The following is a 17,203-nucleotide window of genomic DNA, read 5'->3' on the forward strand; positions in this document are numbered from 1 at the left end:
GCCACGGGGCTTAGATCAGCTTGCCGAGAGCGACGGCGGTGTCGCCCATACGGTTGGAGAAGCCCCATTCATTGTCGTACCACGACAGGATACGAACCATGGTGCCGTCCATGACCTTGGTCTGGTCCATGTGGAAGACCGAGGAATGCGGATCGTGGTTGAAGTCGTGCGAGACAAGCGGCTCGTCCGTGTAGCCGAGGATGCCCTTGAGGCGGCCATTGGCGGCTGCTCGGATCGCGTCGTTGATTTCCTGCACGGTGGTCGAACGCTTGGCAATGAAGGTCAGGTCAACGACCGAGACATTCGGGGTCGGGACGCGGATAGCGACGCCGTCCAGCTTGCCCTTCAGTTCCGGCAGCACGAGACCAACAGCCTTGGCTGCACCCGTCGAGGTCGGGATCATGGAGAGCGCTGCCGCGCGGGCGCGGTAGAGATCCTTGTGCATGGTGTCCAGCGTCGGCTGGTCGCCCGTATAGGAGTGGATCGTGGTCATGAAGCCCTTTTCGATGCCGATGGCATCATTGAGGACCTGTGCCACCGGCGCAAGGCAGTTGGTGGTGCACGACGCGTTGGAGATGACCTGATGCTCTTTGGTGAGCTTGTCGTGATTGACGCCATAAACGACTGTCAGGTCAGCGCCGTCGGCAGGAGCCGAAACGATGACGCGCTTGGCGCCAGCTTCCAGATGCATTGCCGCCTTGTCACGCGCGGTGAAAATGCCGGTGCATTCCAGCGCGATGTCGACGCCTTCTTCCTTCCACGGCAGTTCGGTCGGGTTGCGAACGGCGTGCACCTTGATCGGACCATAGCCGACGTCGATGCTGTCGCCAGCGACCTTCACTTCCTTGGGGAAACGGCCGTGGACGCTGTCATAGCGCAGAAGATGCGCATTGGTTTCCACCGGGCCGAGATCGTTGATCGCGACGACCTGAATGTCGGTGCGGCCCGATTCCACGATGGCGCGGAGAACATTGCGGCCAATGCGGCCAAAACCGTTGATTGCGACGCGAACTGCCATTTTCTGTAAATCTCCCGATAGGATACTGCACTTGCAGTGCTTCATAATTCAGTCAGTGCCGGGCATTCGGACAAATCCCGCGCGGCACTGACCGGAAACTTAAACGCCGGCGTTTTTGAGACGCCGGCGTTCAAAAAATCATGCTGCGGCGTTGAGCTTCTTTTCCGCGGCTGCAACGGCGTGTTCTGCCGTGATGCCGAAGTGCTTGTAGAGATCGTTGATCTCACCCGAAGCGCCGAAGCCCTTCATGCCGATGAAAATGCCGTCTTCGCCGATGAAGCGCTCCCAGCCGAGCGAGATTGCCGCTTCGATGGCAAGCTTGACCGGCGCATTGCCGATGGTTGCCTGCTTGTAGGCGTCGCTCTGGCCTTCGAACAGTTCGAAGCACGGCACCGAGACCACGCGTGTGGCAATACCCTTGCCTTCGAGAAGGTCGCGGGCCTTGAGCGCGATTTCCACTTCCGAGCCCGTGGCGAAGATCGTCACCTTGGCGTCGTCGCTGGCGGTCGCCAGTTCGTAAGCGCCGTAAGCGGAGAGGTTTTCTTCGCGATGCTCGGTGCGCACGACCGGCAGGTTCTGACGGGTCAGGGCCAGCGTCGACGGGGTTTTGGTCGACTGCAGGGCGATCTGCCAGCATTCCGCCGTTTCCACAGCGTCAGCCGGACGGAAGACATTGTGGTTCGGAATGGCGCGCAGTGCTGCCAGATGTTCGACCGGCTGGTGGGTCGGGCCGTCTTCGCCCAGACCGATGGAATCATGCGTCATGACATAGATGACGCGGATGCCCATCAGCGACGACAGACGCATGGCCGGACGCGCATAATCCGAGAAGGTCAGGAAGGTGCCGGAATAAGGGATCAGGCCGCCATGCAGCGTGATACCGTTCATGGCTGCCGACATGCCGAGTTCGCGGATGCCGTAATGGACATAACGGCCGCCGTAGTTTTCCGGCGTCACTGCCTTGGTCTGGCTGGTCTTGGTGTTGTTCGAACCGGTGAGATCGGCAGAGCCGCCGATGGTTTCCGGTACGACGCCGTTGATGACTTCCAGCGCCATTTCCGAAGACTTGCGGGTGGCGACCTTCGGCTTTTCAGCAGAAAGCTTCTTCTTGTATTCGACGATGGCCGCATCGAAACCGGCAGGCAGATCGCCACGCATGCGGCGTTCGAATTCTGCGCGGGTTTCCGCGTCGGCAGCGGCGAAGCGCTTTTCCCATTCCTGGCGCTTCTTGGCGGCGTTGAGGCCAGCCACGCGCCATGCGTCCAGAACTTCAGCCGGAACGACGAAAGGTTCTGCCGACCAGCCGAGCGCCTTGCGGGTGGCTGCGATTTCTTCCGCGCCGAGCGGCGAGCCATGCACCTTGTTGGTGCCGGCCTTGTTCGGTGCGCCAAAACCAATGGTCGTCTTGCAGGCGATCAGGGTCGGCTTGTCGGAAACCTTGGCCAGTTCGATGGCCTTGGCGATGGCTTCCTGATCGTGACCGTCAACAGCCAAGGTGTTCCAGCCGGAAGCAGCGAAACGGGCTGGCTGGTTGGTGTTGTCGGCCATCGAGATCGGGCCGTCGATGGAAATGTTGTTGTCGTCCCAGAAGGCGATCAGCTTGTTGAGCTTCAGGTGACCGGCCAGCGAGATGGCTTCCTGGCTGATGCCTTCCATGAGGCAGCCGTCGCCGACAAGCACATAGGTGTAGTGGTTGACGAGGCTATCGCCGAACTGTGCGTTCAGGATGCGTTCGGAGAGCGCCATGCCAACGGCATTGGCAATGCCCTGGCCGAGCGGGCCGGTCGTCGTTTCGATGCCGGCAGCATGGCCGTATTCCGGGTGACCGGCGGTACGCGAGCCGAGCTGGCGGAAATTCTTGATTTCATCGATGGTGATGTCTTCGTAGCCCGAAAGATAGAGCAGCGAATAAAGCAGCATCGAGCCGTGACCGGCTGACAGCACGAAACGGTCGCGATCCGGCCAATGCGGGTTCTGCGGGTCGTGCGAAAGGAAACGGGTATAAAGCGTCGTCGCTATGTCAGCTGCGCCCATCGGCAGGCCGGGGTGGCCGGAATTGGCTTTCTCAACCGCGTCCATCGAGAGGAAGCGAATTGCGTTGGCCAACTGATTTTGTTTGTCGGAATTGCTCATGGTCTCAGCCGTCTTTCCATGGGAGGGTTTAACGGGGTTGCGGCGATGCCTTTTGGCTGAGCACGAATGGCGCCGAAAACCGTCCTCCGTTTTTCGGGTCCGTACTCCAGAAGGCACCGGGACACATAGCACCTGCGCATGAGGAGTCAATAAATGCGTGGCTTTTGGGCAATAAACTGTCTGCGACTAATCGATTGAGTTCTGTGGAAAGCAGCCCGATAATCGCTCAAAAGCCATTTTTGCACCGATTAACGGTGCATGAAAGCTCATATGGACACCTCATTTGTTGCTTATCCGGCGGTCGATTATTACAATCTTTTCAAAGAGGCCTGTCCGGCAGACGCGATTCGATGCCGTTGAATGGCATCAGAAAGGACATGGATGGCACCCGAAGCGACCCTCAGGCAAGTTTTGGAACGGCTGGAAAAAGCACTCAACACGCTCGAAGGCGCGGTTGATCTGCGGCTGGACAAGGAAGGCGATTTCGCCGAAGCCGAGGAAGAGGTGCAGCGCATGAATGCTGACCGCAGCCGTCTCGCTCAGGAACTCGACCAGTCCGAAGCCCGTGCAGAGCGGCTTGAAGCTGCCAACCGCGAAGTGTCGCGGCGCCTTGTCACGGCGATGGAAACCATTCGCGCCGTTCTGGATCGATAGGAGGCTATCATAGCGACCGTTACCGTAACCATCGATGGCAAGGCTTATCGCATGGCGTGCGATGAGGGGCAGGAAGAGCACCTCAGCGGACTTGCCGACCGTTTCGATCAATATGTCACGCATCTCAAATCGTCGTTCGGAGAGATCGGCGATTTGCGCCTGACCGTCATGGCCGGGATCATGGTGATGGACGAGATGGCCGAGATGCAGAAGCGCATCAATGGTCTGGAAAGCGAAGTCGAGACGCTGCGCCGCGCGCGTGATGAAGCGCTCGGGCGCGCCGACAGCAACGATGCGGCGCTAACCGGCATACTGTCGGATGTCGCGTCGCGTCTGGAACAGGTGGCGTCCCGCATTGCGCCACGCGCCAGTTCATAAGCTAAGCGCTTTCTGAATTTTCTGAAAAGATTTCGCGGTGAAAGCCTCGCAGCCTCTGGCGCAGCCCGTTGCGAGCGACTATATTCATCAGCGGCGTACTGCGCTTCCCGACAGGTGTAACAGCATCCCCGGGGCCTTATTGATCTCTAAGGGAACTGTCCCTGTGAAGGCTTGCGGGCTTTCGCATATGGTGCCCACCTACTTTGTAGGTTCCCGGGATCAATCACTACCATCGGTTGTCGTGGTCGCCGCTTTCCTTTCATCTTGCAATGCGTATGAAAATCCAGTCCTCAAGACTTGATCTGTGCTACGCATTGCCCGTAAACATGCGATAAACCTTAATTATTCGCATGTTCCGATGGAATCTCCCCAAGTTGCACCGCCCCAAAAGCCGCGCCCATTTGAAAGACTGTCGGTCGCCGTGCCGGTGGCTTTCGCCTATGGCCTGATTTTATACATGCTGATCTGGTCCGGTGCGGCTGACGATGAGATGCCGTTCTTTGCCGGGCTTATGCTGCTGCCGATGGCGGTGGCAAGCCTCGCATCCAGTCTGGCCGACCCGCGTGCCGAAAAAGACCTGTGGCGGCATGTCCGCATGGGCTGGGCCATCATAGGCGGGCTGGTCGTTGTCAGCATGGTGCTGTTCCACGAAGCGGGCATCTGCGTGGTGATCGCTGCGCCCTTCTTCGTGGTGTTCTCGACACTCGGCTCGACATTGACGCTGTGGATCATCCGCAAGCTCCGCTCGCGCCGTTCGACAATGCTGGTGGTCGCCCTGCCGCTGGCCGTCTTTCCGGCAGAGCTTCAGTTTTCCTATGCCCCGCATGACGGGTCGGTGACGACGGTGATCGATATTGCCGCACCGCCGGAAGTGGTGTGGAAGCAGACCGTCGAAATCCGCAATGTGCGCGCCGATGAACTGTCCTGGACATTCAGCCATGGTATTGTGGGCGTGCCGCAGCCGGTCGATGCGCGCATCGAAGGGGAGGGCGTGGGCGCCGTGCGCCAGTTGCAATGGACGCGCGGGGTGACTTTTCAGGAGATCGTGACGCAGTGGGAGGAAAACCGCCTGCTGGCCTGGGATTTCCGCTTCGGCCCGGGCTCCATTCCCGCAGCCGTCGAAGCCCATATCAAGGTGAACAGCAGCTATCTTCAACTGGCCAATGGCGACTACCGGCTGGAGCCTCTGCCCGATGGCCGCACCCGCCTGACGCTGACCACGCATTATCGCATCGCAACGCCGATCGACTTCTATTGCGACCTGTGGGGCAAGGTGTTTCTCAATGATTTTCATGGCGTCGTGCTGAAGGTGATCCGTGACCGGTCGGAGCGGATTGCCGACGCTGTCTGATCCATCACTTGACGGATCGTCTCATTGCGGTTCCACTGTTACAGTCGGATTATGCAAATGGAGAGGTTTTGGGGATGGCAGCAGCGGCTCCGGATGGCAGTCAGGAAAAACAGGCGCTCAGGCGTGCCGTGCTTGCCCGCCGCGATGCGCTGGAACCCCGTTACCAGTATGAAGCCTCGCTCGCGGCTGCGAAACACGGCGAAGAGGCGCTGGTCATTCCCAAGGGAACGCTCGTGGCGGGCTATTGGCCGATCCGCTCTGAAATTGATCCGCGTCCGCTTCTGTCCGTCCTGCGCGGCAAGGGCGCAAGGCTCTGCCTGCCGGTGGTGCTGGACAAGGAAACCATTGCCTTCCGCGAGTTTCTGCCCGATGCGCAGCTTGTGCAGACAGGGTTCGGCACGATGGGTCCCGATGCACGAGCGCCGCTGGTGGACCCGACCATCATGCTGATGCCACTTGCCGGTTTCGACCCGCGCGGGCATCGTCTGGGCTATGGTGCGGGACATTATGATCGCGCGCTGGCACGGTTTGCCGAACGTGGTTTGCAGCCCTTGCTCATTGGCATGGCCTATGATTGTCAGCAAGTGGAGCATGTGCCCGACGAGCCGCACGATATCGCGCTCAACCAGATACTGACGGAGAGCGGCTTGCGTTCGCTGGGCGCAGGCTTATAAGGCTCATCTCATGAGATTGCTTTTTCTTGGTGACATGGTGGGCCGGTCGGGGCGCACGGCAGTTTATGAAAAGCTGCCGGGGCTGATTTCCGATCTGAAGCTGGACTTCGTGATCGTCAACGGCGAGAACGCCGCGGGCGGTTTTGGCATTACCGAAGAGATTTTTCATGAAACGATCCGCGCTGGCGCGGATGTCGTGACCACCGGCAATCACGTCTGGGATCAGCGCGAGGCGCTCGATTTCTCCAAGCGCGAGGACCGCTTCCTACGCCCGGCCAATTTTCCGAAAGGAACGGCAGGCAAGGGCGAGGGACTTTACATCGCCAGGAACGGCGCGCGCGTGCTCGTGTCCAATGTCATGGGGCGCGTCTTCATGCATCCCGATCTGGATGATCCGTTTATCGCGGCGGAGAAGATCCTTGAAGCCTGTCCGCTGGGCGAGCAGGCCGATGCCGTGTTCTTCGATTTCCATGCGGAAGCAACCAGCGAAAAGCAGTGCTTCGGCCATTTCGTCGATGGCCGTGCGAGTGCTGTCGTCGGCACGCACACGCATGTGCCGACCGCCGATTGCCAGATCTTGCGCAATGGCACGGCCTATATGTCGGATGCGGGCATGTGCGGCGATTACGATTCGTCACTTGGTATGGACAAGGAAGAGCCGCTCAACCGCTTTCTGTCCAAGGTGCCGAAGGGGCGTTTTGAAGCAGCCAATGGTCCGGCGACCATTTGCGGTGTCGGTATTGAAATCTCCGACCGCACCGGCCTTGCCGAAAAGGCAGCACCTTTGCGCATCGGCGCGCGTCTGGAAGAAACTATCCCGGAATTCTGGCGCTAGAGCGGTTCCAGCGACGATTGAGTCGTCGCAACCGCGCTAGCTAATTGTTTTCGGCGCACATCTTATCCGAAAACCGCTTTGCACTTTTCGGGATGTGCTTTAACCGACAATCGCAAAGGAATCGCGCATCTTGCCGGAGGCCGTTCTGACCGGGCGGTGGCCAATCCATTGCACATGACGGGCGAGAATGGCGGCGGCGTGGTCGATGTCGTTCTTGCGCAGGGCATCGAGAATCGCCCGGTGATCGTGATCGGTGCGTGCTTCCCACTCCGACCGCCAGGTCGCAAACAGAAACCGCGCGCTGGCCGCATGCAGATCGTCAATGGCGGCAAGCAGGCGTGGCATCCGGCATGGTTCCAGAATGAGCCGGTGAAAGCGCCGGTTGGCGTCTTCCCAGCTTCGCACGTCCCGTGATTTGTCGCCGTCGAGCGTGGCGCGTTCGGCAGCATCAAGCGTGGCGCGGGTGATGTGCGCCGCCGCATGCCGTAAAGCCAGCACTTCGAGCGCTGCGCGCATTTCCGCCACTTCGCGAATCTCGCCAATGTCGAAGGAGGCGACGCGCACACCCCGGCGCGGCTCCGAAACGGCCAGCCCCTGCGCTTCCAGCCGCCGAAACGCCTCACGCACCGGCACATGGCTGGTCTGGAACTCTTCGGCGATGTGATCCTGCCGCAATTTGGTGCCCGGCTCGATTTCCCCTTCGATGATACGGTCAGCCAGAACCCGGCTGATACGGGCAGCGATGGTCTCGTTCGGGGCCTTCGGGGATGGGGCTTGCGGGCGTTGATTCATGATTTTATCGATAAGCTGCTTTGTCGCCCGGGTCGAGCCTTATTGAATTTTTTGACAGGTGAGGGCCTCGATCCGCGCTTTTGCTGGACGAATGAGGCTCAATTCCTTATAACGCCGCCATTCTGCACGGAAAGCATTGTGGCCGGACTTGCGGCCCCGCTTGTGTGATACTCTCTGCGTGAGATTGTTTGTTCATGCGTAACGCTTTTCCGTGCGCGACGATTAGAACAGAACAGGGGTGCCATGGCTGGCCATTCACAGTTTAAGAACATCATGCACCGCAAGGGCCGTCAGGACGCCGTGCGGTCGAAAATGTTTTCCAAGCTCGGACGCGAGATTACCGTCGCCGCCAAGCAGGGTCTGCCTGACCCGACGATGAATCCGCGCCTGCGTCTGGCGATTCAGAACGCCAAAGCGCAGTCGATGCCGAAAGATAACATTGAGCGCGCCATCAAGAAGGCCGCCGGCAATGACGGCGAAAACTATGATGAAGTGCGCTATGAGGGCCGCGGCCCCGGTGGCGTTTCGGTTATCGTTGAAGCGCTGACCGACAATCGCAACCGCACCGCGTCCAACGTCCGCGCAGCCTTCACCAAGTCTGGTGGCGCGCTGGGCGAAACCGGTTCGGTTTCCTTCATGTTCGATCGCGTTGGCGAAATCGTCTACAAGTCCTCTGTCGGCGATGCCGACAAGGTCATGGAAGCGGCTATCGAAGCTGGTGCCGAGGATGTGCAATCCGGCGAAGAAGAACACGTCATCATCTGCGCATTCGAAGATATCGGCGAAGTGTCGAAGGCGCTTGAAGCTGCTCTTGGCGAGGCCGAATCGATCAAGACGATCTGGAAGCCACAGACCAATACCGAGCTGGACGAAGAAAAGGCCCGCTCCGTTCTCAAGCTTCTCAACACGCTGGAAGACGATGACGACGTGCAGAACGTCTACACCAACTTCGAAGTCAGCGACGAAGTGATGGAAAAGCTCAGCGCCTGATTATAGCCGCTCATGCACTATCGAAGCTCCCGGTCAAAACACAAGTTTGTCCGGGAGTTTTTTATTGCCTGCTTCTGGCAAAGTGCAGGCAATAAAAAACCCCGCCGAAGCGGGGTTTTCCGAATAGGTAACCTGGTATTAGATGCCGAGGTTGCCGAAACGGTTCTTGAACTTCGTAACGCGACCGCCGCGATCGAGCAGGGTCTGCGAACCGCCAGTCCAGGCCGGATGGGTGGTCGGGTCGATATCGAGGTTCATCGTATCGCCTTCTTTGCCCCAGGTCGAACGGGTCTGGTATTCGGTGCCATCGGTCATCACGACCTTGATGGTGTGGTAGTCGGGATGGATATTGGCTTTCATCTTCTCAATCCTGATAGTCTGGCCTGAAAGTCTGGAAGAAAAGCGCAGCCTGAATGTCAAAACTGCGGCACTTTCGCCCAATGGCATTTACGAAGACCCATCACCCGCAGGTGACGGCTTCCAAAAGGGTTGCCGAGCCTATACATCAGGCGCACGGCAATAACAAGGGCACAATCTCAAGAATGGCCGATCATAATAATCCAACTGGTGTGAATCCGGAATCGAATGCAGACGAGGCGCGCAAGCGCCGCTCCCTCAAGCCTCTGCGGCGCATGGTTCCGTTCGTCGCCCGCTATAAGCTGCTGGTTATCGGCGCTCTCTTTTCGCTGGTTCTGGCCGCCGTCACGACGCTCGCAGTGCCGGTCGCGCTGCGCCGCATGATCGATCACGGCTTCACCGGCGCCAACGCCATTTTCGTAAACAATTATTTCGGGATGCTGGTGCTGCTGGCGCTGGTTCTGGCGGTTGCGTCGGGGCTGCGTTACTTCTTCGTGATCTCTCTGGGTGAACGGGTCGTGGCCGATTTGCGCAATGCGGTCTTCGCGCATGTGACAGCGCTTTCGCCGGAATTCTTCGACCGGTCGCAGTCTGGCGAAATCGTGTCGCGGCTTTCCGCCGATACGACACAGATCAAATCGGTGGTGGGTGCCACCGCGTCGGTCGCGCTGCGCAATGTCATTTTGGGTGTCGGCGCACTGGCCATGATGGTTGTCACAAGCCCGAAACTCTCCGTGCTGGTGATTGCAGCCATTCCGGTGATCGTCGTACCGCTGATCGCTTTCGGGCGTTCCGTGCGCCGCCGCTCGCGTTTGACGCAGGATATGCTCGCCAATGCCAATGCCTATGCCAGCGAGCAGATTGGCGCGATGCGCACCTTGCAGGCCTTCACCAATGAAAACATGGTGGTCGGGCGGTTTGCCCATGCCGTGGAAAACGCCTATCAGGCGGCGCGCTCGTCCATCAAGGCGCGGGCGGTGCTGACGGCCTTCGCCATCTTTCTGATTTTTTCCAGCGTGGTTGCGGTGCTGTGGTTCGGCTCGCGCGATGTTTTGTCCGGCACCATGTCGCCGGGCACGCTCGGTCAGTTCGTGCTCTATGCGGTTTTCGCGGCCAGCGCCTTCGGCGCCCTCTCGGAAGTCGGCGGTGAACTGGCGCAGGCGGCCGGTGCAACAGAGCGTCTGGCTGAAATTCTGGATGAAGACCCGGACATTTCAGCGCCTCGCAATCCGGTTTCCTTGCGGGAGCCGGCGCGTGGTGAGATCGTCTTCGATGACGTTTATTTCTCCTATCCGACGCGCCCTGATGCGCCATCGCTGAATGGCGTGAGCTTTGCGGTCAAACCCGGCGAAACGGTTGCCATTGTCGGCCCGTCCGGTGCGGGGAAGAGCACGGTGTTTTCGCTGGTGATGCGTTATTATGATCCGCAGTCCGGCAAGGTGCTGATGGATGGCGTTGCCTTGCCGGAGGCCGATCCGGCAGCCGTGCGCGGGCGCGTGGCCATGGTGCCGCAGGATGTGGCGATCTTTGCGACCTCGATCCGCGACAATATCGGCTTCGGCAGGCCGGGTGCGAGCGATGCGGAAATCGAGGCTGCAGCCAAGGCTGCACTGGCGCATGATTTCATCATGGCGCTCGCCAATGGCTATGACACGGAAGTCGGTGAGCGCGGGGTAACATTGTCTGGCGGACAGCGCCAGCGTATTGCCATTGCTCGCGCCATCCTGCGCGCCGCGCCGATCCTGTTGCTGGATGAAGCCACCTCGGCGCTCGATGCAGAAAGCGAAATGCTGGTGCAGAAGGCTCTCGACGGGCTGATGCAGGGACGCACGACGCTGGTGGTCGCGCACCGTCTTGCAACGGTGCTGAAGGCGGATCGCATTCTTGTGCTCGATAAAGGCCGGATCGTCGAAGAAGGCACCCATCAGAGCCTTGTGGAGCGCGGCGGCATCTATGCGCGTCTGGCCAAGCTGCAATTCGAAGTCGGGGCAGGGGTGTACTAAGCGGGGCTCGAAAGAAAGGGGCGCTTTATCCATACGCATTTCCGAACGCATCGAAGCAGGAACAGAAATCAGTCCGGGGGACTGATTTCCCTGCTTAGGCGCTTCGCACTTTTGCTGGAAATGCTTTTACGTCCCTTTTGTTTACCTCTCGGTCAGTTTCAACTCGATGCGGCGGTTTCGGGCGCGGGCATCAGGTGAATCCGAGGCTTCCAGCGGCTGATACTCGCCAAAGCCTGCCGCCACGAGGCGGTTGGCCGGAACGCCATTGGCGATCAGGAATTTGACGACCGCCGTCGCGCGGGCCGAAGACAGCTCCCAATTGTCTCGGAAACGTCCCGTACCGGCGAGCGGCACATTGTCGGTGTGGCCATCCACGCGCAGCACCCAATTGATATCGTCCGGGATTTCCTTGTTCAGCTCGATTACCGCGTCGGCGAGCTTCTTCATCTCCACTTCGCCAGCCGGGTTGATGTCCGACGATCCCGTCGGGAACAGCACTTCCGACTGGAAGACGAAACGGTCGCCGACAATGCGGATATTGTCCTTGTCGGAGAGAATTTCACGCAAGCGCCCGAAGAAGTCGGAGCGATAGCGGTTCAGTTCCTGCACGCGCTGGGCCAGCGCCACATTGAGGCGCTTGCCAAGGTCGGCAATCTTGGCGTTCGATTCGCGGTCGCGGCTTTCTGATGCGTTGAGCGCGTCTTCCAGTGCCGCAATCTGGCGGCGCAAGGCGGAAATCTGCTGGTTCAGCAATTCCACCTGACTGAGCGCGCGGGCGCTGACCTGTTTTTCGGCGTCAAGGCTTTCCGACAGTTCACCGGCGCGCTTTTCTGCAGCAGCACCCGCGCCGCTGCCCTCGTTCAGCAGCGTTTGCAGGCGCGAACGCTCGCTTTCGGCAGAGGAGAGCGAGGCTTGCAGATTGGCGATGGTGTCCTGCATGTCCTGCGAATTGCTCTTCTCCAGCGATAGTAGCTGGGTCAGTTCCTGAATCTGGCTGTTGAGGCGGGCCAGCACACTGTCCTTATTATTGACCTCGCGGCTGAGCAGAAACTGCGCCAGCACGAAGACTGTGAGCAGAAACATGATGGCGAGAAGCAGCGTCGTCAGCGCATCGACGAAGCCCGGCCAGTAATCGACATGTCTTTGCTGGCGGCGGTTGCGGGCAAGAGCCATGAGCCTTACTCCGCCTTATCGCTTTGATGTGTATCGTTGCGATCAGACTTGCGTTCGTGCGACGTCGCGCCAATGGCCTTGGACAGCCGGTCGAGCGTCTGGCGGATAGCCTTTTGCTCGTCAGCCTGCTTTTCCACCCAGTCACGCATGATCTGCTGTTCGCTACGCATGCTTTTCACCAGACCCTGAATACCCTCGGCCAGATTGGCGAGCGCAGCCGTCGTGCGCTGGGTGGAATCGCCGCCCTGCGTCTTCAGCCGCTCGGCCAATGCATGCAGTTCGCCTGCCTGACCATTTTCGGCGTTGAGGTCGGAACCAAGATCGGTCACGGAGGAAAGCCAGTTTTCGAGCTCGGTATAGAAACGGTTCTGGGCGCGGCCCGCCTGCAGGTCGAGGAAGCCCAGAATGAGCGAACCCGACAGACCGAACAGCGACGACGAGAAAGCGGTGCCCATGCCGGACAGCGGCGCCTGCAAACCGGCCTTCAGCGCATCTAGCACATCGCCGGTACTGCCAGAGCTTGGGTCCAGCGTCTGGATGGTGCGCCCGATGGAGCCAACCGTTTCTAGCAAGCCCCAGAACGTGCCGAGCAGGCCGAGGAAAACCAGAAGCCCGATGAGATAACGCGAGATGTCGCGGCTTTCATCAAGGCGTGTCGCGATGGAATCGAGGATCGAGCGCATTGACGTGGTCGTCAGCGCCATCGATTGCCGACGTCCGATCAGCGCGCGCATCGGCGCAAGCAGGACCGGCGGGCGGGTGGTGCCGTCGCGGTCGCCATCGCGGAAGGAATTGACCCAACGAATTTCGGGCAAAAGGCGCAGAACCTGCCCGAAAGCCAGCAATATGCCGACCAGCAGGACGCCGAGAATGAGGCCGTTTAGGCCGGGATTGGTAACGAAGAAAGTATGGATCTGCCGCATCAGCACCGCTGCCAGAAAGGCAACGATGATGAGGAAGATCACCATGGATAATATAACGATACGCGGGCTGCTCAGGCGATAGGGGTCATAATCGCGTCCCTCATCCAGACGTGTTCTCGGTTCCCTAAAGTCACTCATGCGTTCCGCTCCATCGTCGGCTGTTTGAGGGAGAGCCTACTTCATAAATTGGGGAAGCGGAATCGCCTGAGCAGGAAAAAATGAGCTGTAAAAAACTTCAGCGCGCCGGTGGCGCGCTGAATAAGGTTTCATCAGATGGAGTTTGGTCTGGATCAGATCGGCTTCTTGATCGTCTTGAGAAGTGCTGCTTGAACGGCTTCGTTCCCAGCAACAATGTTCTTCTTTTCGAACATGTTCTGTCCGCCGTCCTTATCGGAGACGAAACCGCCAGCTTCCCGGATCATCAGCATGCCTGCGCCGATATCCCATGGATTGACGCCTTCTTCCCAGAAACCATCGAGGCGACCGGCGGCGACATAAGCAAGGTCGAGTGCGGCAGCGCCCAGGCGGCGGACACCGGCTGTTTCGGCCATAACATTGCGCAGTTCGACCAGATAATGGCCATGATGGCCGCGACCAAGATGCGGGATGCCGGTGCCGATCACCGTATCGACCAGCTTGGTGCGGGCTGCAACGCGCAGACGACGATCATTGAGGAAAGCGCCACCACCGCGTTCGGCAGTGTAAAGCTCGTCCATGGCCGGATTATAGATGACGCCAGCTACGATCTGTCCCTGACGCTCAAGAGCGATGGAGACTGCGAAAACCGGGATACCGTGCAGGAAATTCGTTGTGCCGTCGAGCGGATCGATCAACCAGCGATGCTGTCCGTCCTTGGCTTCCACCTCGCCGGATTCTTCCATCAGGAAGCCGAAATCCGGGCGGGCGCGGCTCAATTCCGTATAGATGATCTGTTCCGCCTTGCGGTCCGCCTGGCTGACATAGTCGCCGGGGCCCTTGAGGGATACCTGAAGATTCTGGACTTCGCCGAAGTCGCGGGCAAGGTTACGGCCAGCTTTCATAGCGGCCTGTACCATAACGTTAAGAAGGGCTGAGCGGGCCATTTCTTTATCCTTTTTGGCAAGATCCCACGGCCATCGAAAAGGCGTGGATATGGGCGTGGATCGTGCAGTTAAACAGATCCTTGAAAATCCGAGGCGCGTGCACGCACACAGGCTTTCGAGGAATTGAGCAATCTGAGAAAGAACAGTCGCGGTACAATCGCGACAAGCTGCGATGCCCGTTGGGGCATCGCAAAAGACGGGCGCTGGATTAAGCGCGGCTGACGTAGGTCAGTTCATTGGTGTCGACGATCACGCGCTCACCGGAAGCGATGAAGGGCGGAACGAGGATACGGATGCCGTTTTCAAGCACGGCGGGCTTGTAGGACGAGGCTGCGGTCTGGCCCTTGACGACTGGATCGGCTTCGGTGATTGCCAGCGTGACCTGATCCGGCAGACGAATGCCGATCGGCTTTTCTTCGTAGAGTTCGACGGTGACCATCATGCCGTCCTGAAGGAAGGCAGCGCGGTCGCCCACGAAATCCTTCTGGAGTTCGAGCTGTTCGTAGGATTCCGTATCCATGAAAATCAGCGCTTCGCCCTGTTCATAGAGGAACGAAAAGTCCTTCTGCTCGAGGCGCACGCGCTCGACGGTTTCAGCGGCACGGAAACGCTCGTTGAGCTTGGTGCCGGTGATGAGGTTCTTCAGTTCGACCTGATTGTAGGCGCCGCCCTTGCCGGGCTTGACGGCGTTGGTCTTGACGGCAACCCAGAGCCCGCCGTCATGTTCGATGACGTTGCCGGGACGGATTTCGTTACCATTGATCTTCATGAGCTTGATCCGGAATGAATTGAAACCAATTGCGGTTCGTCACATGACAGCGAACGGGCAATCGCCCGCTTTGTCGAGAGATTGCGCAGGCGTCTATACTCGAACCGCGATAATCGCGTCTCCAAGACCACAAAACGGCGCTTTGTGCAAGCCTGAGCACGAAAAGAGAATCTTTTGGAGACGTAGAATCGTCAGAATTGCTAGCGAACTCTGAGATCGTTAGCCGTCTCGATAGCCTGTTTGATCTGATCATCGGCCAATCCGTCCATCAGATCGTTGAGGTCGGGAGAACGAAAACCGGCGCGCTGCGCAATGATATACCATGCCGCTGCCTTCACGGAATCGCCATCGGTGCCGATCCCGTCGCGATAAAGCCGGGCAAGCCAGACTTGCGCCATCACCATGCCGCGCCCGGCGGCAATCTGAATCCAGCGGAAGCCCTGTTCATAGTCCTTGTCGCCGCCACGGCCCTCCACCAGCCAGCGCCCAAGATCGAACTGGGCCGTGTCATAACCTTTGCGCGCCGCGCGGATCAGATATGTGCGGGCCTTGTTGTCGTCACGGGCGATCTTTTCGGTGCCATTGGCATAGATCTGGCTCATCGCATATTCGCCGTCGGCAAGCTTTGCCTCCGCCGCTTTCTCGAACCATGGGAAAGCAAGATCGAGGCCGGGTTTGCCTGGATGTTTCACCATCAGCATCTGGCCCCAGTTGAACTGGGCCATGGCATTGCCGCCTTCGGCTGCCTTCTGCATCAGGGCTTCGGCCTTGGCCTGATCCTTCTTGACGTAAGTGCCCTGTAGCAGCAGCGCCGCATAGCGGAACTGCGCCTCGGTGATGCCCTTTTCGGCGGCTTTGCCATACCATTCGGCTGCGAGCTTCTGGTCGGCAGGGATGCCCATGCCGCGCGCATACATTTCGGCAATCAGCGTCTGCGAAGCCGGATCGCCTTTTTCGGCCTGCGGTTTCGCCAGATTGAAGGCGGTCAGATAAAGCCCGCGCTGAAAAGCGCCGAAGGCCTCGTCGGCAGGCTTGTCGCCGAAGCGGCTCAGATCGATGGCGGGCATCGGGTCCGTCGTCGCGGGCTGTGGCAGCATCACCGGCTGCTTCGCGGGCTTGTCGCTTTTCTTGTCCTTGTGAGTACCCTTGGCACTATCGCTCTGGCTTTTCGCAGGCTCGCCTGCAGCGGCAGCCGGCAGGGCAGGCAGCGCGAATGTCAAAGCGGCAGCGAGAAGAAGTTTGCTCTTCGTGGGCATCAACAAGACCTTGGGAATGGAATGCGTTGGCTTAGTTTTCAAAACGCGGCGCGTGTTCATCGAGAAGGCGGTTTGCTTCCGCAACCGCTTTCGCCGGATCTTCCGCCTCGAACACGGCGCGACCGAGCGCCACGAAATCCGCGCCAGTCTCGGCTGCCGGGATGATGCTTTCAAGCGTGTTGCCAGCCTGCGCAATGGAGGGGATTTCGACCATTTGCGCCCACCATTCGGCTAGCGCAAGATTACGCGGATGTGCGTCCGGCTTGTTGTCCGCGCCGATCTTGCCGAAGAAAATATAGTCCGGCTGCAATTCGCCGATTTCCATCGCGCCATGACGGTCGCGCAGATTGCCGGTGCCCACGATCATTTTCGGCGTGTGCTTTTCGATGGCGTCTGCAAGCTCAGCCGCTTTGCCTTCAATATGCACGCCATCGGCGCCGACACGGCCAGCAATGCGCGTATCGTTCAAGATGAGGGCGGCTGCACCCTTTTCCTGGATGATCGGCACTGCCTTTGCGGCGACGGCCTGAAAGGTTGCTTCATCCAGATCGCCGGTGTCGAGAATCACACTTGCGACATCGCCGCCGGAAAGCGCTTCCGTCAAAAGTCTGGCCAAAACCGCGCTATCGGCAGTCGGCGGGGCGACCAGCACGATGCGGCAGCGTTCGGGTTCTGTCTTGGGAGCGGACTTGTTCATGGGGCGAAGCCTAACGAGAAAAACATGATGGAATTCGGGCAAGAGTGAAGTTCTGTTTATCCGAAACGGATGCAGCGCTCTATCTATTTGTTTTGGCGCAAATAGGCGCCTGGCTAAT

At 59.1% G+C, this 17,203-nt stretch carries 17 protein-coding genes and 1 other RNA gene; 8 read left to right on the plus strand and 10 right to left on the minus strand.

Annotation, left to right across the window (positions count from 1 at the left end; translation table 11 throughout):
• Positions 1 to 10 precede the first annotated feature (10 nt).
• Positions 11 to 1,018, minus strand: coding sequence for a type I glyceraldehyde-3-phosphate dehydrogenase (gene gap, locus HWD97_RS07735; protein ID WP_109369765.1), 1,008 nt, complete (start codon positions 1,016 to 1,018; stop codon positions 11 to 13).
• Between the two features lie 138 nt (positions 1,019 to 1,156).
• Complete coding sequence (gene tkt / locus HWD97_RS07740) at positions 1,157 to 3,151, minus strand: transketolase (RefSeq protein ID WP_109369764.1); 1,995 nt, start codon at positions 3,149 to 3,151, stop codon at positions 1,157 to 1,159.
• A gap of 381 nt (positions 3,152 to 3,532) precedes the next feature.
• Between tkt and HWD97_RS07745 the strand changes: the two genes are divergently transcribed.
• The 6 genes from HWD97_RS07745 (at position 3,533) to HWD97_RS07770 (ending at position 7,043) form a co-directional block, all read left to right on the plus strand.
• Entirely contained in the window at positions 3,533 to 3,805 is a 273-nt protein-coding gene (locus tag HWD97_RS07745; protein ID WP_109369763.1) for a DUF4164 domain-containing protein, read from the plus strand.
• A 9-nt stretch (positions 3,806 to 3,814) separates the two neighbouring features.
• On the plus strand, positions 3,815 to 4,183 hold the full coding sequence (locus HWD97_RS07750; RefSeq protein ID WP_109369762.1) for a cell division protein ZapA: 369 nt from the start codon (positions 3,815 to 3,817) through the stop codon (positions 4,181 to 4,183).
• A gap of 92 nt (positions 4,184 to 4,275) precedes the next feature.
• Positions 4,276 to 4,434: non-coding RNA, 6S RNA (gene ssrS / locus HWD97_RS07755), on the plus strand.
• Positions 4,435 to 4,541: 107 nt separating this feature from the next.
• The gene (locus HWD97_RS07760; protein WP_109369761.1) at positions 4,542 to 5,534 is read left to right on the plus strand and encodes an SRPBCC family protein; all 993 of its coding nucleotides are present in this window, start codon (positions 4,542 to 4,544) and stop codon (positions 5,532 to 5,534) included.
• 74 nt (positions 5,535 to 5,608) lie between these two features.
• On the plus strand, positions 5,609 to 6,208 hold the full coding sequence (locus HWD97_RS07765) for a 5-formyltetrahydrofolate cyclo-ligase (protein WP_109369760.1): 600 nt from the start codon (positions 5,609 to 5,611) through the stop codon (positions 6,206 to 6,208).
• Between the two features lie 10 nt (positions 6,209 to 6,218).
• The gene (locus HWD97_RS07770) at positions 6,219 to 7,043 is read left to right on the plus strand and encodes a TIGR00282 family metallophosphoesterase (RefSeq protein ID WP_109369759.1); all 825 of its coding nucleotides are present in this window, start codon (positions 6,219 to 6,221) and stop codon (positions 7,041 to 7,043) included.
• A 99-nt stretch (positions 7,044 to 7,142) separates the two neighbouring features.
• Here the strand turns inward: HWD97_RS07770 and HWD97_RS07775 are convergent, their stop codons facing one another.
• Complete coding sequence (locus HWD97_RS07775) at positions 7,143 to 7,835, minus strand: GntR family transcriptional regulator (RefSeq protein ID WP_109369758.1); 693 nt, start codon at positions 7,833 to 7,835, stop codon at positions 7,143 to 7,145.
• A gap of 243 nt (positions 7,836 to 8,078) precedes the next feature.
• Between HWD97_RS07775 and HWD97_RS07780 the strand changes: the two genes are divergently transcribed.
• Positions 8,079 to 8,825, plus strand: a complete 747-nt coding sequence (locus HWD97_RS07780) for a YebC/PmpR family DNA-binding transcriptional regulator (RefSeq protein ID WP_078339492.1) — start codon at positions 8,079 to 8,081, stop codon at positions 8,823 to 8,825.
• Between the two features lie 138 nt (positions 8,826 to 8,963).
• Here the strand turns inward: HWD97_RS07780 and rpmE are convergent, their stop codons facing one another.
• The gene (gene rpmE / locus HWD97_RS07785) at positions 8,964 to 9,185 is read right to left on the minus strand and encodes a 50S ribosomal protein L31 (RefSeq protein ID WP_078339491.1); all 222 of its coding nucleotides are present in this window, start codon (positions 9,183 to 9,185) and stop codon (positions 8,964 to 8,966) included.
• Between the two features lie 80 nt (positions 9,186 to 9,265).
• Between rpmE and HWD97_RS07790 the strand changes: the two genes are divergently transcribed.
• Positions 9,266 to 11,185, plus strand: coding sequence for an ABC transporter transmembrane domain-containing protein (locus HWD97_RS07790; protein WP_371834921.1), 1,920 nt, complete (start codon positions 9,266 to 9,268; stop codon positions 11,183 to 11,185).
• A gap of 141 nt (positions 11,186 to 11,326) precedes the next feature.
• On the opposite strand, the gene HWD97_RS07795 is transcribed toward HWD97_RS07790, so the two are convergent.
• The 6 genes from HWD97_RS07795 to HWD97_RS07820 form a co-directional block, all read right to left on the minus strand.
• Positions 11,327 to 12,358 carry a peptidoglycan -binding protein gene (locus HWD97_RS07795; protein WP_109369756.1) on the minus strand — a complete coding sequence of 344 codons (1,032 nt, stop codon included), beginning with the start codon at positions 12,356 to 12,358 and terminating at the stop codon, positions 11,327 to 11,329.
• A 5-nt stretch (positions 12,359 to 12,363) separates the two neighbouring features.
• Entirely contained in the window at positions 12,364 to 13,419 is a 1,056-nt protein-coding gene (locus HWD97_RS07800; protein ID WP_109369755.1) for a MotA/TolQ/ExbB proton channel family protein, read from the minus strand.
• A 152-nt stretch (positions 13,420 to 13,571) separates the two neighbouring features.
• Positions 13,572 to 14,363, minus strand: coding sequence for an inositol monophosphatase family protein (locus tag HWD97_RS07805; RefSeq protein ID WP_109369754.1), 792 nt, complete (start codon positions 14,361 to 14,363; stop codon positions 13,572 to 13,574).
• A gap of 208 nt (positions 14,364 to 14,571) precedes the next feature.
• On the minus strand, positions 14,572 to 15,132 hold the full coding sequence (gene efp, locus HWD97_RS07810) for an elongation factor P (protein WP_109369753.1): 561 nt from the start codon (positions 15,130 to 15,132) through the stop codon (positions 14,572 to 14,574).
• A 200-nt stretch (positions 15,133 to 15,332) separates the two neighbouring features.
• Positions 15,333 to 16,388 (minus strand): tetratricopeptide repeat protein, encoded by a 1,056-nt coding sequence (locus HWD97_RS07815; protein WP_109370312.1) that lies wholly within the window; start codon positions 16,386 to 16,388, stop codon positions 15,333 to 15,335.
• Positions 16,389 to 16,419: 31 nt separating this feature from the next.
• Positions 16,420 to 17,085 carry a thiamine phosphate synthase gene (locus HWD97_RS07820; protein ID WP_109369752.1) on the minus strand — a complete coding sequence of 222 codons (666 nt, stop codon included), beginning with the start codon at positions 17,083 to 17,085 and terminating at the stop codon, positions 16,420 to 16,422.
• Positions 17,086 to 17,203: the final 118 nt, after the last annotated feature.

The organism is Ochrobactrum sp. C6C9, assembly GCF_022627935.1.
Taxonomy (GTDB): domain Bacteria; phylum Pseudomonadota; class Alphaproteobacteria; order Rhizobiales; family Rhizobiaceae; genus Brucella; species Brucella teleogrylli.